Below are 20,751 nucleotides of genomic sequence, written 5' to 3' on the forward strand. Positions count from 1 at the left end.
CACGCATCGGACCGGCCGGGGGGATTCACGCAACGCTTGTGCATCGACTCTGGTCCGGTGTTCGGTCAAGGCCCCACACGCTGGCCGGAAGCTGTTAGGTTTTTGGCGGCCGGAGGCACGGCCAGCGGTACCGCTCAAGGCACGTATAGGGCATGTCGGCATCGAAGGCAGCAAGGTGGTGACATCATGACGCGGGTGGTCGTGGTGGGCGATCTCATGACCGACGCGGTCGCCCGGGCTCGCTACCCGCTGGCCAGGGCGAGTGACACACCGGCGATCGTCACCATGCACGGTGGCGGGTCGGGTGCCAACATCGCCTCCTGGCTCGCCGTCGAGGGCACCGAGGTCGCCTTCATCGGACGGCGCGGCGCCGACATCACGGGCCGCAACCGCGACATGGAGCTGATGGGGTACGGCGTCGACGCCCGTCTCGTGATGGATCCCGAGCGTCCCACCGGCACCTGCGTGGTGCTCGTCACCCACAAGGGCGAGCGCACCATGCTCTCCGACCCCGGCGCGAACGCGGCCCTGTCCCCCGAGGACCTGCCCCGCGACCTGTTCTCCCAGGGCGGTCACCTGCACCTGTCGGGCTACACCCTCATCAACGAGGGGTCGCGCGAGGCCGGTCTCGCGGCCCTGGAGCTGGCCCGCCGCGCGGGGATGTCCGTCTCGGTGGACTGCTCCTCGTCGGCGCCGCTGGAGCGCACCGGCGCCGAGCCGTTCCTGGAGTGGACGCAGAACGCCAAGCTGCTGTTCGCCAACGCCGACCAGGCCAAGGTCCTGACCGGCCGCGACGACCCGGCCGCCGCCGCCAAGGTGCTCACCGCGTGGTTCCCGCAGGTGGTCGTCAAGCTCAACGACGAGGGCGCCCTGTGGTTCGGCAACAACCGTCCCGACCCGGTCACGGCTCCGGCCGAGGCCGTCGAGCGCGTGGTCGACGGCACCGGCGCGGGCGACGCCTTCACCGCGGGCTTCCTGCCCGCCTGGCTCAGCGGCAAGCCCCCGGCCGAGGCGCTGGCCGACGGGTGCCACCTGGCCTCCCGGGCCATCTCGCACCTGGGCGCCCGTCCCCGCCTCTGAACCGGCTCCGAACGCCTCTGAACCGGCCCCGTCCGTCCCGTTCTGCCCGGCCGGCGCGGTCGCCGGGTCCCCGCGGCATGGGCGCCCCGTCCCGCGGGACGGGGGAGAGATGAGGCAGCCGGACGTCGCGAGGATCCCCAAGCCCTCCCTGCGGCCGGATCCATTCAATATCGTGGTCGGGTCACGTTCATCGCGACCCCTGGAGTGACGGCATGCCGGAGCCGCTCCCCCTGCGGCAGGGTGACCCCGAGCGGATCGGCGAGCATCGGCTGGCCGGCTTCCTCGGGGAGGGCGGCCAGGGCGTCGTCTACCTCGCGCTGACGCCCTCGGGAGAGCGCGTCGCCCTCAAGGTGCTGCACGCCAAGCTCGCCGACGACCCCGCGGCCCAGCGGCGCTTCCGGCGGGAGGCCGAGGCCACCCGCAGGGTCGCCCAGTTCTGCACCGCCCGCGTGCTGGAGGTCGACACCGTCGGCGCCCGGCCGTACATCCTGAGCGAGTACGTGGACGGCGAGTCGCTGCATCAGGCGGTGCTGCGGGACGGCCCGCGCGCGGAGCACGCGCTGCTCAGGCTGGCCGTCGCCACCGCCACCGCGCTGGTCGCGATCCACCGGGCCGGGATCGTGCACCGCGACCTCAAGCCGAGCAACGTCCTGCTGGGCCCCGACGGCCCGCGCGTCATCGACTTCGGCATCGCCAGGGCACTGGACGCCGGGCAGAGCGTGACCAGCGGCGTGATCGGCACACCGGCCTACATGGCACCCGAGCACTTCCACGGCCAGGACGTGGGCATGGCGGGCGACGTGTTCGCCTGGGCCGGGACCATGGTGTTCGCGGCGACCGGGCGGTCGCCGTTCGGCTCGGGCGACCTGCCGGTGGTGATGCACGCGATCCTGTCCGGCACCCCGGACCTGTCCGGTGTGCCGGAGTCGCTGCGTCCGCTGCTGCACGCCGCCTTCGCCAAGGACCCCCGGGAGCGCCCGACCTCCGGCGAGGTGCTGGACGCGCTGCTGAACCCGAGCGGCGCCCCCGTGCCCGGCCCAGTGCCCGGCTCGGTGCCCGGCTCGGTGCCCGCCCCGGTGTCCCGGCCCGGGGTCCGTGACGCCCCGCCGCCGTCGTCACCGTCCTCACCCGTGCCGTCGTCCCCGCCCTCGTCGTCCCCGTCGCCGTTCCCGTCATCCCCGTCGTCGCCGTCCTCCCCCGTGCCGTCGTCGCCGCCCTCGTCGTCCCCGTCGTTCCCTTCGTCGCCGGCGCCGTCATGGGCACCCGTGACCTCTCCCACCGGCGGGCTGAGGCGTCACCGTCGCGTCCTGACCGCGGGCGCGGCGGTCGTGACGGCGTGCGCGCTGGTCGTCGCGCTCTGGCCGAGGACCACCGGCGGCTCCGGCTCCGGGCCGCCTTCGGGGCAGGCCGTCGCGGGGGCCGCGCGGACCGGGCCCGACGCGGCCCTGACGTCCGTCGTCTCCCCCTCGGCGAAGCGGGGCGGGACCATCCGGATGGCGGCCTCGTTCACCCCCGACTCCCTGGACCCGGGCAACAGCTACTACGTCTCGCTGTGGAACGTCATGCGGCTCTACGGGCGGTCCCTGACGATGTACCGGCCCGCCCCCGGCCGCGTGGGCAGGGAGCCGGTGGGCGACCTGGCCGAGGGGCCGGGCGTCCCCGCCGACGACTCCCGGACGTGGACCTACCGGCTCCGCGAGGGCCTGAGGTACGAGGACGGGACACCGATCGTCTCGGCGGACGTCAAGCACGCGGTGCTCCGCACCCTGGACAGGGACGTCCTCGACGAGGGGCCGTACCACTTCAGGTCCCTGCTCGACCTGCCGGAGGGCTACCGCGGCCCCTACCGGTCGCCCGGCGCCGACACCTCCTCGGCGATCGAGACACCCGACGACCGGACGATCGTCTTCCACCTGCTCAGGCCGTACCCCACCTTCGACCACGTCGTCCAGAGCCCCCAGACCATGCCGGTCCCGCCCTCCAGGGACACCCGCGAGAAGTACGGGAGCCGGGTGCTCTCCTCGGGCCCGTACCGGTTCGGCACCCTTCGCGAGGGCAGGCGGCTCGTCCTGGTCCGCAACCCGCGCTGGTCGGCCGCGACCGATCCGCACCGCCGCGCGCTCCCCGACCGCTACGAGATCGACTTCGACCTGGACCAGGACACCATCGACAGCAGGCTCGTCTCCGAGGACGTGGACCTGGACCTCGCCGCCAGGGCCGAGGTGGGGCTGGCCGACCGGATCGCCACGCGGCCCGACCTGCGGGCACGCTCCGACGTGGCCACGGTGAACCAGCTCCGGTTCATCGCGCTCAACCCCGAGGTTCCCCCCTTCGACAACGTGTCGTGCCGCAGGGCGGTGTTCGCGGCGGCCGACCGGGTGTCGCTGCGCGACGCCTTCGGCACCGGGCTGCGCTCCGGCAGGATCGCCACCGGCCTGCTCGCCCCCGGCGTCTCCGGGTACCGGCCGCTGAACCTCTACCAGACCGGTGGCGGCGACCTGGAGAGCGCCCGGGCGCACCTGGCCGCGTGCGGCAGGCCCGGAGGCTTCACGGCCAGGATCACCTACCGGACGGACCGGGCGGGTGAGCCCGAGGCCGCCGACCGGCTCAGGCGGTCGCTGGAACGGGTCGGCATCCGGCTGACCCTGCGGGGATTCCCCGACGAGGACTACCTCGACGACCACGGCGGCAACCCGGCGGAGCTGAGGAGGGAGGCGATCGGCCTGGTGGTGAAGCGCTGGAACCCCGACTGGCCCGAGGGACGCGACTACCTGTCGTACATCGCGGACAGCCGCGAGATCGACGACGGGGGGTCGTTCAACGTGAGCGTGCGGCTGCCCGAGGTGGACCGCCTGCTGGACCGCGCCTACGTCGAGACCGACGCCGCCCGCCGCGAAGAGCTGTGGTCCCAGGTCGACCGGGCCGTGATGGAACAGGCCGTCGTCCTGCCCGTCCAGTGGGAGACGCACGTCCTGCTGCGCAGCGGCCGCCTGACCAACGTGCACGTCAGCGACATCTTCCAGGACTACGACTACCTGAACATGGGCGTCTCCTAGCCTCGGGGGCGGGACGCTAGCTGGTGACCGCCAGGGCCAGGGGCAGCACGGCCGGGGCCCCGGCGTGGCGGAGCATCGCGGCGCCCAGGGTCATCGTCCAGCCGGTGTCGACCAGGTCGTCGACGAGCAGGACGGGGCCGCCCGCCGAGGCGACGGCCGCGCCCAGCGCCGCGGGCATCGCCAGGGTGCCCCGGACCGCCTGGACGCGCTGGGCGCTGTTGAACTGCCGTCCGGGCGGGCCCGACCGGTAGCCGAGGTCTCCCAGGTAGGTCAGCCGTCCCACCTGCGCCAGCCGCTCGGCCAGGCTCCGCACGAGCAGCGGGCGGCTCGACGAGGGCACCGCGACCACGCCGACCGGGCGCGACTCCCACTGCCAGGAGGACAGCACCGTGACCACGGCCGCGAAGACGTCGTCGGGGACCGGCCCGTCCGGGACCCCCTCGGCGAGCAGGGCGCGCAGCCGGTTGCCCCAGCCGATGTCGGTGAGCCTGCCCAGCGCCCGGCCGGGTTCGGCGCCCAGCTCCGGCTTGATCCTGCCCTTGAGGTCGGTCAGGCCGGTCGGCCACTGCCTGCGGGCCTCGATCTCCACCCCGGGCCGCTGCAGCCGGTCGGCGGCGGCCCGTACGGCCTGCTCGTCGACCTCGGCGCTGCGGTGCGCGCCGGTGCAGTTGTCGCAGCGCCCGCACGGCGAGGCGGTGTCGTCGTCCAGGCGGCGGCGCAGGAACTCCTCGCGGCAGCCGGTGGTCTCGATGTACTCCAGCATGGCCCGCTGCTCGGCCTCACGCTCGGCCGCGACCCGGGCGTAACGCGGGGCGTCGTACCCCCAGGGTTCGCCGGTGGACTCCCAGCCGCCCTTGACCCGGCGGACCGCGCCGTCGACGTCGAGGACCTTCAGCATGGTCTCCAGGCGGCTCCGGCTGAGGTCCACCCGGTTCTCCAGGGCCGCGGTGGACATCACGCCGCCCTCCTCCAGCGCGGCCAGCACGGACCGGACGACCGGCTCGGGCGGGAAGGCCAGCGAGGCGAAGTAGGCCCAGATGTCGCGGTCCTCCGCGCCGGGCAGCAGAATCACCTCGGCCCGCTCGACCCCGCGGCCGGCGCGCCCGACCTGCTGGTAGTAGGCGACCGGGGACTGGGGGGCGCCGACGTGGACGACGAAGCCGAGGTCGGGCTTGTCGTAGCCCATGCCCAGGGCGGAGGTCGCGACCAGCGCCTTGATCTTGTTGTCGAGCAGCGCCTGCTCGGCGGCGAGCCGCTCGGCCTGCTCGGTCTGCCCGGAGTAGGCGATCACCTCGTGGCCCTGCTCGCGCAGGTAGGCGGCGATCTCCTGGGCGGCGGCCACGGTGAGCGTGTAGACGATGCCGGAGCCGGGCAGCTCGTGCAGGGTGCGGGCCAGCCAGGCCAGCCGCTGCTCGGCGCCGCGCAGGCGCACGACCCCCAGGTGCAGGCTGTCGCGCTCCAGCGCGCCGCGCAGCACGAGCGTCTCCTCGCCCATCTGCTCGGCGACGTCGCGGGTCACCCTGGCGTTGGCGGTGGCGGTGGTCGCCAGGATCGGCACGCCCTCGGTGAGCTCCTCGAACAGGGTGCGCAGCCGCCGGTAGTCGGGGCGGAAGTCGTGTCCCCAGTCGGAGATGCAGTGCGCCTCGTCGACCACGATCAGGCCCGCGCTCTCGGCCAGCTCGGGCAGCACATGGTCGCGGAAGTCGGGGTTGTTGAGCCGCTCGGGACTGACCAGCAGCACGTCCACCTCGCCCTCGGCGACCTGGGTGTAGACCTGCTCCCACTCCTCGGGGTTGGCCGAGTTGACCGTGACCGCGTTGATCCCGGCGCGTTCGGCGGCGGCGATCTGGTTGCGCATCAGGGCCAGCAGCGGCGACACGATCACGGTCGGGCCCTCGCCCAGCTCGCGCAGGAGCGCGGTCGCGATGAAGTAGACCGCCGACTTGCCCCAGCCGGTGCGCTGCACCACGAGGACCCGCCGACGATCCACGACCAGGGCCTTGATGGCCGCCCACTGGTCCTCGCGCAGCCGGGCGTGCTCCCCGGCGAGCGCCCGCAGCCGCTCCTCGGCCTCTTCGCGCAGCATCAGCTCTTCGCTCACCCGGTCATTGGTACCAGGTCCGACCGACTGTTTTCTCCTCGCGCCTGCGCGGCGGGGGTAGGGCGGGGCGGGCACGGGACCCGGCCGGTTCCGCGTCGTGGTTTGATGCATCCACCATGGACGTCACCACCCGCTACCTCGAGCAGACCTCGCCGTCGGACCTGCGGCCCGCGCGACCGCCGTCGATCGAGGTCGACGTGGTACGCGCCGAGTCGCCCTCCCCCGAGTTCGGCCGGTTCCTCTACACGGCCGTCGGCGGGGACTGGCACTGGACCGAGCGGCTGCCCTGGACCTGGGCGGAGTGGGCGCGCTGGCTGGAAGGCGTGGAGATCTGGGTGGCCCACCACCGCGGCTCCCCTGCGGGCTACGTCGAACTCGCCGCGCAGGACGACGCCACCGTCGAGATCAGCAGCTTCGGGCTGCTGCCGTGGGCGATCGGCAAGGGTCTCGGCGGGCACCTGCTGGCGGCCGGCACGGCCCGCGCCTGGGACCTGGCCGACCGGTGGCCGGGGCGGGAACCGACCCGCAGGGTGTGGCTGCACACCTGCTCGCTCGACGGCCCCGCGGCGCTCGCCAACTACCTCGCCCGCGGTTTCAGGCTCTACGACACGCGGGTGAACGTGCCCGGGGACGAGTACGAGGGCACCCCGCCGCCCGGCCCCTGGCCCGGGGCGGGGCCCCGCCCCGGCGTACCCGGGGACGCCGGGGTTCCCGGTGCTTTCGGTGCTTTCGGTGCTTCGGGCGTTCCCGGTGCCCCCAGCGTTGCCGGTGCTTCGGGTGGTCCCTGAGGTGCGCGGGAGCGGGCGGGACGAGGATGATCCGCGGCCTCGGAGCCCGCACCCACCCCCATGATCACGGTGATCCCCGAGGGATCCCGGGCCGCGCAAGACGGCGACGGCCCGCGCCACGGGCCGGACGGGGCCCGGAAGTGTCGGGCGGCGTGGGTATGGTATCGAGTCTCGGTACGATGTCCGGTCGCCCCCGTCGCCGGTCCTCCGCCGGACACTCCGGCCCGGTGTTCCCCGGGATCCGGCGCCAACGGTTCGCCCACGATGACAGAAGGAGGATGCGCCTCCCCCTCGGCCTGACCGCCGGGGCGCACGCGCAGGAAAACAGATGGCTCGACGGACGACCACACCCCCGACCGACGAGGGCTTCGAGGAGCGGATCGTCGACATCGACGTTTCCACCGAGATGCGCACCAGCTTCCTCGAATACGCATATTCGGTCATCTACCAGCGTGCGCTGCCCGATGCCAGGGACGGCCTCAAGCCGGTCCAGCGGCGCATCCTCTACTCCATGAGCGAGATGGGCCTGCGGCCCGACCGGGGGCACGTGAAGTCCTCGCGTGTCGTCGGCGACGTGATGGGCAAGCTCCACCCGCACGGCGACACCGCCATCTACGACGCGCTGGTCCGGATGGCCCAGCCGTTCTCGATGCGCCTGCCGCTCATCGACGGCCACGGCAACTTCGGCTCCCCGGACGACATGCCCGCCGCGATGCGCTACACCGAGGCCCGGCTGGCCTCGGCGGCCATGGCCATGGTGCAGTCGATCGACGAGGACACCGTCGACTTCAAGCCCAACTACGACGGCCAGGAGACCGAGCCCACGGTCATGCCGTCGGCCTTCCCCAACCTGCTGGTCAACGGGGCGACCGGCATCGCGGTCGGGATGGCCACCAACATGGCGCCGCACAACCTCGTCGAGGTGATCGCCGCCGCCCGGCACCTGATCAAGAAGCCGGAGGCGACGCTCGACGACCTGATGCGCTTCGTGCCCGGCCCCGACCTGCCCACCGGCGGCACGATCATCGGCCTGGACGGCGTCCGGGACGCGTACGCCAAGGGCCGGGGCACGTTCCGGATGCGCGCCAAGTGCTCCGTCGAGCAGGTCAGCGCCCGGCGCAAGGGCATCGTCGTCACCGAGCTGCCCTTCAACGTCGGCCCCGAGCGGGTGGTCACCAAGATCCGGGAGCTGGTCACCGCCAAGAAGCTCCAGGGCATCTCCGACCTCAAGGACCTCAGCGACCGCCACAAGGGCCTGAGCCTGGTCATCGAGATCAAGAACGGCTTCATCCCCGAGGCCGTGCTGGAGGAGCTCTACCGGCTCACGCCGATGGAGGAGACCTTCGGCATCAACAACGTCGCGCTGGTCGACGGCCAGCCGCGCACGCTGGGCCTGCGCGAGCTGCTGCAGGTCTACGTCGACCACCGCATCGACGTGGTCCGCCGCCGCTCGCTCTACCGCAGGCGCCGGCGTGAGGAGCGCCTGCACCTCGTCGAGGGCCTCATCGTGGCCCTGCTCAACATCGACGAGGTCATCCAGGTCATCCGCTCCTCCGACGACTCCGCCCAGGCCCGCGAGCGCCTGCGGGAGGTCTTCGATCTCTCCGAGATCCAGGCCAACTACATCCTGGACACCCCGCTGCGCCGGCTGACCCGCTACGACAAGCTGGAGCTGGACCGGGAGAGCCAGACGCTGCGCGACGAGATCGCCGAGCTGACCGCGATCCTGTCCTCCGACGACAGGCTGCGCAAGGTGGTCTCCGACGAGCTGGCCCAGGTCTCCAAGACCTACGGCACCCCCCGCCGCACGGTGCTGCTGGAGGCGTCGGGGATGGCCAGGAACGTCTCGGTCCCGCTGGAGGTGGCCGACGACCCGTGCCTGGTGCTGTTCTCCTCCACCGGCCTGCTGGCCCGCACGCACGACGCCTCCCCGCTGGCCGCCGACGGCGACCGCTCGGCCCACGACGTGCTGCTCTCCGCCGTGCGGAGCACGGTCAGGGGCGAGGTGGGGGTGGTCACCAACCAGGGGCGGATGATCCGGGTCCAGGTGGTCGACCTGCCCACCCTGCCCCGCTCGGACAACCCGCCCTCGCTGTCGGGCGGTCACCCGGTCGCGGAGTACGTCACCTTCAACCCCGGTGAGACGGTCGTCGGTCTCGGCTCGCTCGACCCCGACGGGCCCGGCCTGGCGCTGGGCACGGCCCAGGGCGTGGTGAAGAGGGTCGTGCCCGACTATCCGGCCAACCGCGACGACTTCGAGGTCATCGGCCTCAAGGAGGGTGACAGCGTGGTCGGGGCGGTGGAGCTGACCAGCGAGGAGGACGACCTGGTCTTCATCACCTCCGACGCCCAGCTGCTGCGTTATCCCGCCTCGGTCGTCCGGCCGCAGGGCCGCCCGGCGGGCGGCATGGCCGGAGTCCGGCTGGACGGCGGCGCCACGGTGATCTGGTTCGGAGCGGTCGACCCCACCCGCGAGTCACGGGTGGTGACGATCGCCGGTTCGTCGACCGCGCTGCCCGGCACCCAGGTCGGCGGCGCCAAGATCTCCGACTTCGCCGAGTACCCGGCCAAGGGCCGGGGCACCGGTGGCGTCCGCGTCCAGCGCTTCCTCAAGGGCGAGGACGTGCTGCTGCTGGCCTGGGCGGGCCCGGCCCCGGTCCGTGCCGCGTCCGCCGTCGGCAAGCCCGTGCCGCTTCCCGACGAGCTGGGCCGCCGCGACGGCTCCGGGCTCCGGCTCACCCACACCGTCTCCGCTCTGGGCGGCGCCCTGGGCGCCGGCGGGCCCCGGGAGTCCCGGGAATCCGGCGGGGCGCGCTCGGTCCCGCCCGCTCCGGCCCGGGAGTGACCCGATTCGCGGGTGCGGGCTGACCCGGCCCGGCGTCCCGCCCGCTCCGGCCGGGGAGTGACCCTCCGGCCCGGTGGAAGACCTCGTCGAAGGCGCCCTCCCGGCTCTTGCCGGGAGGGCGCCCTTCCGGTCTTGCCGACGGACGGGTCTCCGGGTCACGTCGGAAGGTCTCTCCGATCCGTACCCGGTCAGGATCCGTCGTCCGGGGCGGGCCTCCGGGCGGGCACGGGCCCTGGAAGGGCCCCGGGGGGCGGCACAGGACCGCCCTGGGCGGCCCTGAGATCCTCCAGGACGGTCAGTCCACGCAGAAGCAGAACGGATGCCCGGCGGGGTCGAGAAAGACCCGGAAATCCCCCTCCCCGCCCTCCTCCTCGGCCGGCTGGTACGAGTGCTTGACCGCGCCCAGCTCCAGGGCGACCTTCTCGGCCTCGTCGAGGTCCTCGACGGTCAGGTCCAGGTGGAACTGCTGCGGCCTCTCGTTGCCCGGCCAGTCGGGCGGCCGGTGGTCGGGGGCGAGCTGGAAGCAGAGCCGTCCGGGGCCGTCGCCGGTGGCCACCATCCAGTCGTCCCTGCTGCTGTCGACCTTCCAGCCCAGCAGGGCGCCGTAGAAGTCGGCCAGCCGCTTGGGGTCCGGGCAGTCCAGAACGATCGACCTGAATTGCGCGATGCTCACTCTTCCTCCTGATCTCGGCATCGACGGGTGTGTCCGATGGTGCCACCGGAGGGCCCCGGCCGATGTTCGCCCCCGGCCCCGGTCCGGCCCCGGTCCGGCCCCGGCGGGCACCGGGCGCTCCGGCACGTCACGGCCGTGACCTCGATCCGTGTTTCCCCGGCGCGCCACCTCAAACCCGGTGCCGCACCCCCGTGACCGGCGCCGTGTCTCCGTGCCCGATGCCACACCCTCATGACCGGCGCCGCGTCCCCGTGACCGGCACCGCGCTCTCATGACCGCTGAAGCGTCCCCCGTGACCGGCACCGCTCCATGACCGACAGCGCGTCCCCGTGACCGGTGCGGGCCCGGGGTCCGACGTCGGCCCGGGACACGGCGCCGCCCTCAGGTCAGCGCACCCTGGAGCGCGAACCGGATCGCCATCAGCAACTGCCACGGCTCGCCCGACTCCCAGAAGCGGACGACCTTGGCGACCCGGTCCGTCGGGCTGAAGTCACCGTCCCCCTCGGGGCCGAAGCACCCCGCCTCCACCAGAAGCCGTACGAACGGGTCGTCCTCATGCAGGGAACGGGTGTAGACGGCCGCGTCGAGCAGGGCCAGCGCCGAGCGTGCGTTGCGCCCCCCCGTCCCTGGCCTCGACCCGGTCCAGTTTGCGCCTGCCCTGGTCACGGAGATAGTCGGCCAGCGATTCGGTCCTGCTCATTGCCTCTCCACACCTGTCGGACGTCGAGTGACGACATCATCACCGAAAGCGACGGAGCATGGCGGGATCTTGGTCAAGTCCTCACTCGATACGGGCCCGGAAACAATCCTGAAACGGGCATGAAGCATCATTGATCTGCTGACTTCCACCGACCGAGGGATGCGTACGTGAGTGCCTTCGACGACCTGCTGGCCGCCAATGAGGAGTTCTCCGCCACGTTCACCGACTCCGAGCTGACCGGCAGGGCCGCGCGCGGCCTTGCCGTGGTCACCTGCATGGACTCTCGGATCGACCCGCTGGGCGTGTTCGGCCTCAAGCGCGGCGACGCCAAGATCCTTCGCAACGCCGGGGCCCGGGTGACCGACGACGTCCTGCGCACGCTCGTCCTGGCCGTCAACCTGCTCGCAGTGGAGCGGGTGCTGGTCATGCCGCACACCGACTGCGGCATGACCAAGGTCACCGACGAGGAGGTGCACGCGATCGCCGCCCGGCGCGGGGTCGACACCCGCAGCCTGGACTTCCACACCGTCCCCGACCAGGACGCCGCGCTGCGTCACGACCTCACCCGGATCAGGACCAGCCCGTTCCTCCCGCCGGGCATGCCGGTCGGCGGCGCGGTCTACGACGTGCGCACCGGGAAGCTGCTTCCGGTCGACATCTGAGCCGCAGGCCCCGGCGCCTCGTACCGGACCGCGGGACGAGACGCCGGGTCCTCACGGCAGTACCCCGTGCGGTGACATGAGCCGGGGCCACGGCCGTGACCGTCCGGACCCTGGACCGCCCGGCCGAGGACGTCGCGGCCCGCACCGTCGCGAGCGGCGCCACGGCCGTGGCGGGCCGGGTCACGGATCACCGCGCCCGAGAACCCGGGGACGCCGGGGTCTAGGCGTCGATGTGGTCGCGGTCGACCTCTGCGGCGCTGCTCACGATGAACTCCCGGCGCGGGGCCACGTCGCTGCCCATGAGGAGCGCGAAGATGCGCTCGGCCTCCTCGATGTCCTCGATGCGCACCCGGCGCAGGGTGCGGTGACGCGGCTCCATGGTCGTCTCGGCCAGCTGGTCGGCGTCCATCTCACCCAGGCCCTTGTACCGCTGGACCGGGTCCTTCCAGCGCTTGCCCCGCTTCTCCAGGCCGCGCAGCACCCGGTGCAGCTCGGCGTCGGAGTAGCAGTAGACGTACTTGTCCCCGCGGCCGGGGTTGACGACCTCGATCCGGTGCAGCGGCGGCACGGCCGCGAAGACCCGTCCGGCCTCGACCATCGGCCTCATGTAGCGGTGGAACAGGGTCAGCAGCAGGCAGCGGATGTGCGCGCCGTCGACGTCGGCGTCGGCCATCAGGATGACCTTGCCGTACCGGGCGGCCTCGATGTCGAAGGAGCGGCCGGATCCCGCGCCGATGACCTGGATGATCGCGGCACACTCGGCGTTCTTGAGCATGTCCGCGACGGAGGCCTTCTGCACGTTCAGGATCTTGCCCCGGATCGGCAGCAGTGCCTGGAACTCCGAGTCCCGGGCCGCCCGGGCGGTGCCCAGGGCCGAGTCGCCCTCCACGATGAACAGCTCGCTGCGGTCCACCTCGTCGCTGCGGCAGTCGACCAGCTTGGCCGGGAGCGCCGAGTTCTCCAGGGCGGTCTTGCGGCGCTGGTTGTCACGGTGCTCGCGGGCGGCGATGCGGGCCTTGGCCGCCGCGACGATCTTCTCCAGGACCGCGCGGAGCTGCGGCTTGGCGGTGCGCGAGGGGTTGGTGAGCAGTTCCTTGAGCTCGCGTGAGACGACGTGGGCCACGATCCGGGAGGCCGCCGAGGTGCCCAGGACCTCCTTGGTCTGGCCCTCGAACTGCGGCTCGGGCACCCGGACGGTCACCACCGCGGTGAGCCCCTCCATGATGTCCTCCCGGGTGACCGGGGCGTCGCCGTTCTTGAGCATCCGGGTCTCGCGCAGCTGCTCGTTCAGGGTGCGGACGAGCGCGCGCTCGAAACCGTTGACGTGGGTGCCGCCCTTGGGGGTGGCGATCACGTTGACGAAGGAACGGACGGTGTTGTCGTAGCCCTTGCCCCAGCGCACCGCCACGTCCACGGTCAGCTCGCGCTGGACCTCGGTCGGGGTCATGTGCCCCAGGTCGTCGAGGACCGGGACGGTCTCGTGGAAGTGACCGGTCCCCTGCAGGCGGAGCACGTCGCAGACGGCCTCGTCGCGGGCGAGGAACTCGGTGAACTCCGAGATCCCGCCGTCGAAGCGGAACTCGTCCTCGACGGGCTCCTCGGCGCGGCTGTCGCGCACGGACAGGGTCAGGCCCGGGACCAGGAACGCGGTCTGGCGGAGGCGGACGTGGATCTCGTCGAGGGAGACCTCGGCCTCGGGGAGGAAGATCTGGTGGTCCACCCAGAAGCGCACCCGGGTCCCGGTGACGTTCCTGGCGGCGGGCCCGCCGTCGCGGAGCCCGGACTTCTTCTTGAACTTCGCCTTGGGCCCGTCGCCGTCGAAGACGCCGGGGACGCCCCTGCGGAAGCTGATCTCGTGGATCCTGCCGCCCCGGTCGACCTCGACGTCCAGCCGCGAGGACAGGGCGTTGACGACGGAGGCGCCGACGCCGTGCAGCCCGCCCGAGGCGCCGTAGGAGCCGCCGCCGAACTTCCCGCCCGCGTGCAGTTTCGTGTAGACGAGCTCGACGCCCGCCAGGCCGCTCTTGGGCTCGACGTCCACCGGGATGCCACGGCCGTTGTCGCGGACCTCGATGGAGCCGTCGGCGTGCAGCTCGACCTCGATGCGGGTGCAGTGACCCGCCAGGGCCTCGTCGACCCCGTTGTCCACGATCTCCCAGAGACAGTGCATGAGGCCGCGGCTGTCGGTGGAACCGATGTACATGCCCGGACGCTTGCGGACGGCTTCGAGACCCTCCAGCACCGACAGGTGGCGGGCCGTATAACCCGTCTCCGCGCTAACTGCGGTCACGCCCCACTCCCCGTCTGTCGAACACGTGTGCGCAGCTTACCGTTCTTCGCACCGGAGCGGGTACAGGTCCGCCTCCCGGAGGGCGCCGCCGTCACATCCGGCGTGATCATCATCACTGTCGGTCACTTTCTGCTCTGGGCGTAGCAGGGGGTCGGTTGGGAACGTTCGTATCGGGTTAGATGTTCTCTCAAGTGACTGCGCCAGATCCTCCACCTCAGGGGATGACCTGAAAGGCGATACGTGACTGGAACCCTCGCCCCCGCCAAGCAGCTGACCGCTGCGGACCGCTGTGACCGGTGTGGCGCCCAGGCTTACATCCGCGCGACCCTGCCCGTAGGTGGGGAGCTGCTGTTCTGCGCCCACCACGGGCGTCAGCACGTGGCTGTGCTGAGAGACAAGGGCGCCAGCATCCAGGATGAGTCCGCGCGTCTCAGCGACACTCCGGCACCGGCAGGCAACGACGAACGATAATCCGACGGATGGGGTCATCATCGGACCCGGTAGTGATACCGGCCCGTCACCGTGAAGCCATGACGCTCGTACAGCGCCCTGGCAGCGGTGTTGGACTCCACCACGACTAAATATGCCCGCTGTGTGCCCTGCCCTCGCCGTCCTCGCGCGTGCGAGAGCAGGGCACTCAACACTCTCGTCCCATGTCCGCGGCGCCGCTCGTCCGGCAGCACGGCCATGGCGTAGATCCCGAACCACTCGCCCTGCCTGACGCCCCGCCCCACGGCCCCCGGGCCCAGCGAGGCGTACGTGGCGGGCACCCCGGTGAGGATGCGCGCGGCCGTCTCCAGGCCGTCGGCGCCGATCCTGCCGTCCACGCTCCACCAGGTGTCCAGCCAGGCCCGTGAGGGCTCCCCGGCGAGCTCGACCCCGCCCACGGACGAGCCGATCTTCCCCGCCGCCGCCCCGGCCCCCTCGGACACCCCGTTCCCCCCGGACACGCCCGCCTCCTCCGGCAGGTCGGCCGTCATGATCAGCGTCGGGTCCACCACCCGGTAGCCGCGTGCCCCGAGCAGCGCGTCCAGGCCCGGTGTGGCGCCGCCCCCGATCGAGAAGACGCTCGGCAGGCCACGATCGGCGTAGAACCCCTCGGCCCGCTCCACGGCGGCCTGGAGATCGTCCTGCCCGCCGAGCGGCAGCACGGAGTTCGCCCGCTTGGTCACCCCGCCCGAGGCGCGCAGCACCCAGCCGTCCGCGTCCACCCGGTGGATCGCCGGCCAGGCCTGGTCGACCAGCCGGTCGAAGCCCACATCGATCATGATGAAGGATCCTAACTCCCCGGCCGCCGCACTATGCTCGGCAACCGTGCTGATTCTGCTGCCTCCGTCCGAGGGAAAGGCCTCGCACGGCGACGGTCCGGCCCTCGAGCTGCCCCGGCTGAGCTTCCCCGCTCTCACCCCGGCCAGGGAGGACGTCCTGGAGGCGCTCGGCGCCCTGTGCGAGAGGGACTCGGCCGCGGAGGTGCTCGGGCTGTCTCCGGGCACGGCCGCTGAGATCGGCAGGAACCTGCACCTGCGGACCGCTCCCACGCTGGCCGCGGCCGACCTGTACACCGGGGTGCTCTACGACAACCTCGGCCTTGCCTCGCTCTCCCCCGAGGCGGCGGGCCGGGCGTCGGAGAGCCTGCTGATCTTCTCCGGCCTGTGGGGGGTGCTGCGGATCGGTGACCGCGTACCGCCGTACCGGCTCTCCATGGGGGTGCGGCTGCCCCCGCTCGGCGGGCTGGGCGCCTTCTGGCGCCCGCGGATCACCCCGCTGCTCGACGCCGAACCCGGCCTGGTGGTGGATCTGCGGTCCAGCACCTACGTGACGGCCTGGCGGCCCGGTGCCAGGGCGGTGGCGGTACGGGTGCTCCGCCACGGCAAGGTGGTCAGCCACATGGCCAAGGCCACCCGGGGCGTGATCGCCCGCTCGCTGCTGGAGGGGGACGTCGACCCGCAGAGCCCGCAGGAGCTCGCGAAGGTGCTGGACCACCTGGGGCACTCCGTCGCCCTGGGCGCGGCACCCGCGGGCGGACGGTCGTCGTGGACGCTCGACGTCATGGTGTGACCGTCCCCATGATGTGATCACCCCGGCCCCGGTGGACCCGATCCCTCGCACCGGACGATCTCCCCGGCCCCCGCCGCACCCGCGGGGCGGGAGCCAGGGTCGTTCCGGCGGGCCGTCACACCCCTGCCGACACGGGCAAGGCCCGCGCCTGACGGCACGGGCCTTGCTGTGAACGGGCGGATCCTCAGTCGAGGTAGTCGCGCAGGACCTGCGACCGGGACGGGTGGCGGAGCTTGGACATGGTCTTGGACTCGATCTGCCGGATGCGCTCGCGCGTCACCCCGTAGACCTTGCCGATCTCGTCCAGCGTCTTCGGCTGACCGTCGGTCAGGCCGAAGCGCATCGAGACCACGCCCGCCTCGCGCTCGGACAACGTGTCCAGAACGGAGTGGAGCTGCTCCTGCAGGAGCGTGAAGCTGACCGCGTCGGCCGGGACGATCGCCTCGGAGTCCTCGATGAGGTCACCGAACTCGCTGTCGCCCTCCTCACCCAGCGGGGTGTGCAGGGAGATCGGCTCGCGCCCGTACTTCTGGACCTCGACGACCTTCTCGGGGGTCATGTCGAGCTCGCGGGCCAGCTCCTCCGGGGTGGGCTCGCGCCCGAGGTCCTGGAGCATCTGCCGCTGGACGCGGGCCAGCTTGTTGATCACTTCGACCATGTGGACCGGGATGCGGATGGTCCGCGCCTGGTCCGCCATGGCCCGGGTGATCGCCTGCCGGATCCACCAGGTGGCGTACGTGGAGAACTTGTAGCCCTTGGTGTAGTCGAACTTCTCGACCGCGCGGATCAGGCCCAGGTTGCCCTCCTGGATCAGGTCCAGGAAGAGCATGCCGCGGCCGGTGTAGCGCTTGGCCAGCGACACCACCAGGCGGAGGTTGGCCTCCAGCAGGTGGTTCTTGGCCCGGCGGCCGTCCTCGGCGATCCACTCCAGCTCGGCCCGGACGTCCACCGGCAGCTTCTCGCCGTCGGTGCCGAGCTGCTCCTCGGCGAACAGGCCGGCCTCGATGCGCTTGGCGAGCTCGACCTCCTGCTCGGCGTTGAGCAGGGGGACCTTGCCGATCTGCTTGAGGTAGTCCTTGACCGGGTCGGCGGTGGCGCCGGCGGCCGCGACCTGGGGAACCGGGGCGTCGTCGTCGTCGTCGGTGAGGATGAGGACCTCGTCCTCGTTCACCTCGACGGCCGCGACCTTGGGCTCCTCCTCGACCTCGGCCTCGACCTCGGCTTCCACCTCGACCTCAGCCTCGGCTTCCACCTCGACCTCGACCTCGACCTCGGCCACGGCCTCCAGGTCGAAGTCCTCGATCTCGACGTCCTCGAGGTCGATGACCTCGTCGTCGTCACCGGCGGGCGGCTTGGGAGCGGCGGTCGCCGGGGTCGCCGGGGCGGCGGCCGCGGGAGCGGCCTTCCTCGGCGGCGGGGCGGGCACCGGCTTCTTGGCCGCGGGAGCGGCCTTCTTGGGCGGGGCGGGGACCGGCCTCTTGGCGGCGGGCACGGGCTCGGAGCCGCTGACGACCGCGGTGACGGTCTCCGGCTGCTCCTTGGCCGCCGCCGTGGCGGTCTTGGTCTTCTTGTTGACGGCCGGGGCGGCAGGGGCAGTGCGGCGCTTGGCGGGAGTGCGGGGCTTCTTGGGCCCCGCGGAATCCTCGGCGGTCAGCCGTACGGTGATGCCCTCTTTGCTGAGGCTTCGCAGGATTCCAGCGACCTGCGCCATCGGAATGTCCGCTTCCTCGACGGCCTTGCGGACATCCTCGGACTCGAGGAACCCCTGCGAGCGCCCCCCGCTCCATCAGCTGCTGAATGACGGGCTCGTTCAGCTCGGATGGCTTCGAGCGAGTCGAACTTGCAGGCGACACGAACACCTCTCGAAGGAAAGCGTGACGAGAATGGATCCAGATGTCCGGCCAGTGGTTTTTCAACCCTGGCCGTGGTTACCGAGGCCGCGCGAGCCGCGACGCACCTGTCCAGCATTGTGGCATGACACCGTGATCCATACGGCCGCCTCCTGGCGGTTGCCCTCCACCCTAGGCCGACCAAGAGAGTAGTGCGTACGGAAGCGAGGCACCGATACCCGAAAGCAACCGTTATGACTGTTTCATTCAGTCACTCTTCGTGGCTGGGGGAACGTGGATCGCGAGCACCGTGACGTCGTCATCCTGCTCATATCCAGACAGCATGCGGTCGACTAGGAAATCCAGCAACATGTGGGGGCTTCCCACGACTTCGGGTGGCGCTTCGGTCACAACAGAGCAAAGATCAGCGAGCCCGGCGTCCAGCCCGCGCTTGCGGTTCTCCACCAGGCCGTCCGAGTACAGGACGGCGGTGTGCCCCGGCGGGACGCAGAACCGGAACTGCCTGCGGCTGGTGGGCCAGCCCAGCGGCGTGCCCGGCTCGCCGTCACAGAGCAGCGGCACGCCCTGCGGGGAGACCAGCAGGGGCGGCGGGTGACCGGCGAGCGCCAGCGTGCCCTCCCCGGTGCCGGGCTCGACGACCATGTACGCCAGGGTCGTGACCTGCTCCTCCTCCTCGGTCGCCTCGAAGACCCGGTCCAGGCCGGTGAGGACCGCCGCGGGCGGCGGATTGGTCAGCGCCAGGGCCCGCATGGCGTTGCGGATCCGGCCCATCCCGGCGGCGGCCTTGACGCCCTTGCCCATGACGTCGCCGACCACGGCCGCGACCCGGCCGTCCTGGAGCACGAACGCGTCGTACCAGTCGCCGCCGACCTGCACGTGGCGGCTGCCCGAGCGGAACCGCTGGGCCAGGACCAGCCCGGGGATCACCGGCAGGCGGTCGGGCAGCAGGCTGCGCTGGAGGGTCTCTGCGGTGCGGTGCTCGCGCTCGAACAGCGTCGCCCGCTCCACGGCCAGGGCGCACTGCCCGGCGAGGGCCTCCAGGAAGACCCCGTCCTCCTGGGAGATCTTCTGCGGGCGGGTGAAGGAGAACCGCAGCGCGCCCAGCGCCCGGCCCGCCGCCAGCAGCGGCAGGCCCACCCAGGCCCGCTCGTCGCTGTGGGCGAGGAAGCCGGTGATGGCCTCGTCGTCGCCTCCCGCGTCGACCAGCTGGGAGCGCAGGCTCTCGGGCGACTCGGCGAAGACCGGCCGCCGGCTGTTGACCGCCATGGTCATCACGCTGGAGTGGGAGAGCGGGATCTCCTCGCCGGGCGCGCCGGGGACCTCGGGGATGCCCCCGCTGTTGACCAGCTTGAGCGCGGCCCGGTCCACGTCGAGCAGCGCCACCGCGGACCGGTCGGCCGCCAGCGCCGTGCGCCCGACGTCGATGATGACCTGGACCACCTGCTCGACGGTGAGCGCCTCGGCCAGTATGGCCGTGGCGCCCTGCAGGCGCGCGGTCCGCAGCGCGGCGGCGCCGAGCTGGTCGGTCAGGCGGCCCCGCATCTCCTCGGCCTCGCGCTGCGGCGTGACGTCGGTGTTGGCGCCCACCCACTCGACGACCCGGTTGTGGCGGATGATCGGGACGGCGCGCACCTCGAAGTAGCGGTAGCCGCTGGCCCGGGTGCGGACCCGGTAGCTCCACTCGAACATGCTCCGGCCGCGCAGGGCCTCGCGCCACGCCTCCTCGGTCTGCGGGCGGTCGTCGGGGTGGACGGCCTCCAGCCAGCCGTGGGTGAGGTACTCCTCCAGGCCCTGGCCGGTGATCGCCCGCCACTGCGGCGCGTCCTCCCGCACCGTCCCGTTGGGGGCGGTGATCCACACCAGCTGGGACTGGGCCTCGACCAGCGAGCGGTAGCGCTCCTCGCTGCGCCTGAGGTCCTCCTCGACCTGCCTGCTGCGGGTGATGTCGACGCCGACCAGGCAGATCGCCCGGAGCGCGCCGGAGCCGTCGTGGATCGGGGAGAAGGTCAGCGACCAGTGCCGGGGCTCGCCGTCGGCGCTGCGGACGCGGATCCGCTGGTCCTGCCCGACCTCGGCCTTGGCCACGATGGCCCGTACCGAGGCCTCGATCAGGGCGGTCAGGTCGGCCGAGAGCAGCTCGGCCGGGGCGCGGCCGACCAGCCGTTCGGCGGGCAGGCCGACCACGTCGGCGAAGACCTCGTCGACGCGCTCGAAGCGGCCGTCCGGGTCGAAGAACGCGAAGGCGAACGGCGACTGCGACAGCAGGCCCTGCAACAGGCCGGAGTCTGAGATGTCCACACCCGACTCCCGGGAACGGGGCACGGAGGTTTCGGCGCTCATGGTCGGCACCTCCGTCGCGTGCCAGGGTCTCCCACGAGGCACATCTCCAAACTTGCGAATTGGCGTAGCGCGGCTCCGGGGGACCGGATCCTGGAGTACATCATCGGCGATGGGCAGGTGCGGACGGAAGCCCCGCCCCGGATGCGGTCGGCACACCCCCTGAACGCCGCCCCCGGGACGACCGGAATCCCCGCACCCGTGCGCGGGGGCCTCCGCGCGGGCGCCGGCCGGCCGCCGCTGCGACGTCGAACGTTTGCGGCCAGGACCCTAGCAGGATCGGGCCGGACCGTCCCGGCAACTCCCCACCT

General features: G+C 72.2%; 15 protein-coding genes. 8 read left to right on the plus strand and 7 right to left on the minus strand.

Annotated elements, in window-relative coordinates; genetic code table 11:
- Positions 1 to 186: 186 nt before the first annotated feature.
- Positions 187 to 1,080: a carbohydrate kinase family protein gene (locus tag ABD832_RS17710; RefSeq protein ID WP_344896162.1), complete on the plus strand. Its 894-nt coding sequence runs from the start codon at positions 187 to 189 to the stop codon at positions 1,078 to 1,080.
- A 212-nt stretch (positions 1,081 to 1,292) separates the two neighbouring features.
- Complete coding sequence (locus tag ABD832_RS17715; RefSeq protein ID WP_344896165.1) at positions 1,293 to 4,136, plus strand: ABC transporter substrate-binding protein; 2,844 nt, start codon at positions 1,293 to 1,295, stop codon at positions 4,134 to 4,136.
- 16 nt (positions 4,137 to 4,152) lie between these two features.
- Here ABD832_RS17715 and ABD832_RS17720 read toward each other — a convergent pair whose 3' ends face one another.
- Positions 4,153 to 6,222, minus strand: a complete 2,070-nt coding sequence (locus tag ABD832_RS17720; RefSeq protein WP_344896337.1) for a RecQ family ATP-dependent DNA helicase — start codon at positions 6,220 to 6,222, stop codon at positions 4,153 to 4,155.
- Between the two features lie 131 nt (positions 6,223 to 6,353).
- Between ABD832_RS17720 and ABD832_RS17725 the strand changes: the two genes are divergently transcribed.
- Both ABD832_RS17725 and ABD832_RS17730 read left to right on the plus strand, forming a co-directional pair.
- Positions 6,354 to 7,025 (plus strand): GNAT family N-acetyltransferase, encoded by a 672-nt coding sequence (locus tag ABD832_RS17725; protein WP_344896168.1) that lies wholly within the window; start codon positions 6,354 to 6,356, stop codon positions 7,023 to 7,025.
- 328 nt (positions 7,026 to 7,353) lie between these two features.
- Positions 7,354 to 9,870, plus strand: a complete 2,517-nt coding sequence (locus tag ABD832_RS17730; protein WP_344896171.1) for a DNA gyrase/topoisomerase IV subunit A — start codon at positions 7,354 to 7,356, stop codon at positions 9,868 to 9,870.
- A gap of 295 nt (positions 9,871 to 10,165) precedes the next feature.
- Here ABD832_RS17730 and ABD832_RS17735 read toward each other — a convergent pair whose 3' ends face one another.
- Together ABD832_RS17735 and ABD832_RS17740 are read right to left on the minus strand one after the other, a co-directional pair.
- Positions 10,166 to 10,543, minus strand: coding sequence for a VOC family protein (locus ABD832_RS17735; protein ID WP_344896174.1), 378 nt, complete (start codon positions 10,541 to 10,543; stop codon positions 10,166 to 10,168).
- 381 nt (positions 10,544 to 10,924) lie between these two features.
- The gene (locus ABD832_RS17740; RefSeq protein ID WP_344896177.1) at positions 10,925 to 11,209 is read right to left on the minus strand and encodes a hypothetical protein; all 285 of its coding nucleotides are present in this window, start codon (positions 11,207 to 11,209) and stop codon (positions 10,925 to 10,927) included.
- A gap of 201 nt (positions 11,210 to 11,410) precedes the next feature.
- Between ABD832_RS17740 and ABD832_RS17745 the strand changes: the two genes are divergently transcribed.
- Both ABD832_RS17745 and ABD832_RS17750 read left to right on the plus strand, forming a co-directional pair.
- Positions 11,411 to 11,905 (plus strand): beta-class carbonic anhydrase, encoded by a 495-nt coding sequence (locus tag ABD832_RS17745; protein ID WP_344896180.1) that lies wholly within the window; start codon positions 11,411 to 11,413, stop codon positions 11,903 to 11,905.
- Positions 11,906 to 12,000: 95 nt separating this feature from the next.
- Positions 12,001 to 12,129, plus strand: a complete 129-nt coding sequence (locus ABD832_RS17750) for a hypothetical protein (RefSeq protein WP_344896183.1) — start codon at positions 12,001 to 12,003, stop codon at positions 12,127 to 12,129.
- Here ABD832_RS17750 and ABD832_RS17755 read toward each other — a convergent pair.
- Positions 12,126 to 14,195 carry a DNA gyrase/topoisomerase IV subunit B gene (locus tag ABD832_RS17755; RefSeq protein ID WP_344896186.1) on the minus strand — a complete coding sequence of 690 codons (2,070 nt, stop codon included), beginning with the start codon at positions 14,193 to 14,195 and terminating at the stop codon, positions 12,126 to 12,128. The two genes, ABD832_RS17750 and ABD832_RS17755, sit on opposite strands and share 4 nt — an antisense overlap.
- Positions 14,196 to 14,435: 240 nt before the next feature.
- On the opposite strand from ABD832_RS17755, the gene ABD832_RS17760 reads away from it, so the two are divergent.
- Positions 14,436 to 14,666 (plus strand): DUF7455 domain-containing protein, encoded by a 231-nt coding sequence (locus tag ABD832_RS17760; RefSeq protein WP_344896189.1) that lies wholly within the window; start codon positions 14,436 to 14,438, stop codon positions 14,664 to 14,666.
- A 17-nt stretch (positions 14,667 to 14,683) separates the two neighbouring features.
- Here the strand turns inward: ABD832_RS17760 and ABD832_RS17765 are convergent, their stop codons facing one another.
- Positions 14,684 to 15,463 carry a GNAT family N-acetyltransferase gene (locus ABD832_RS17765; protein ID WP_344896192.1) on the minus strand — a complete coding sequence of 260 codons (780 nt, stop codon included), beginning with the start codon at positions 15,461 to 15,463 and terminating at the stop codon, positions 14,684 to 14,686.
- Positions 15,464 to 15,509: 46 nt separating this feature from the next.
- Here ABD832_RS17765 and ABD832_RS17770 point away from each other — a divergent pair, with 46 nt between their 5' ends.
- Positions 15,510 to 16,253 (plus strand): YaaA family protein, encoded by a 744-nt coding sequence (locus ABD832_RS17770; protein WP_344896195.1) that lies wholly within the window; start codon positions 15,510 to 15,512, stop codon positions 16,251 to 16,253.
- Positions 16,254 to 16,437: 184 nt separating this feature from the next.
- Here the strand turns inward: ABD832_RS17770 and ABD832_RS17775 are convergent, their stop codons facing one another.
- Both ABD832_RS17775 and ABD832_RS17780 read right to left on the minus strand, forming a co-directional pair.
- Positions 16,438 to 17,970, minus strand: a complete 1,533-nt coding sequence (locus tag ABD832_RS17775) for an RNA polymerase sigma factor (RefSeq protein ID WP_344896340.1) — start codon at positions 17,968 to 17,970, stop codon at positions 16,438 to 16,440.
- A 379-nt stretch (positions 17,971 to 18,349) separates the two neighbouring features.
- Positions 18,350 to 20,443, minus strand: coding sequence for a SpoIIE family protein phosphatase (locus tag ABD832_RS17780; protein WP_344896198.1), 2,094 nt, complete (start codon positions 20,441 to 20,443; stop codon positions 18,350 to 18,352).
- Positions 20,444 to 20,751: the final 308 nt, after the last annotated feature.

This window comes from Streptosporangium longisporum (assembly GCF_039534895.1).
Lineage (GTDB): Bacteria > Actinomycetota > Actinomycetes > Streptosporangiales > Streptosporangiaceae > Streptosporangium > Streptosporangium longisporum.

Bases quoted from the DNA above. Each gene is read 5' to 3' on its own strand.
- ABD832_RS17710 (WP_344896162.1), top strand. From the start codon at position 187: ATGACGCGGGTGGTCGTGGTGGGCGATCTCATGACCGACGCGGTCGCC.
- ABD832_RS17715 (WP_344896165.1), top strand. From the start codon at position 1,293: ATGCCGGAGCCGCTCCCCCTGCGGCAGGGTGACCCCGAGCGGATCGGC.
- ABD832_RS17720 (WP_344896337.1), bottom strand. From the start codon at position 6,222: ATGCTGCGCGAAGAGGCCGAGGAGCGGCTGCGGGCGCTCGCCGGGGAG.
- ABD832_RS17725 (WP_344896168.1), top strand. From the start codon at position 6,354: ATGGACGTCACCACCCGCTACCTCGAGCAGACCTCGCCGTCGGACCTG.
- ABD832_RS17730 (WP_344896171.1), top strand. From the start codon at position 7,354: ATGGCTCGACGGACGACCACACCCCCGACCGACGAGGGCTTCGAGGAG.
- ABD832_RS17765 (WP_344896192.1), bottom strand. From the start codon at position 15,463: ATGATCGATGTGGGCTTCGACCGGCTGGTCGACCAGGCCTGGCCGGCG.
- ABD832_RS17780 (WP_344896198.1), bottom strand. From the start codon at position 20,443: ATGAGCGCCGAAACCTCCGTGCCCCGTTCCCGGGAGTCGGGTGTGGAC.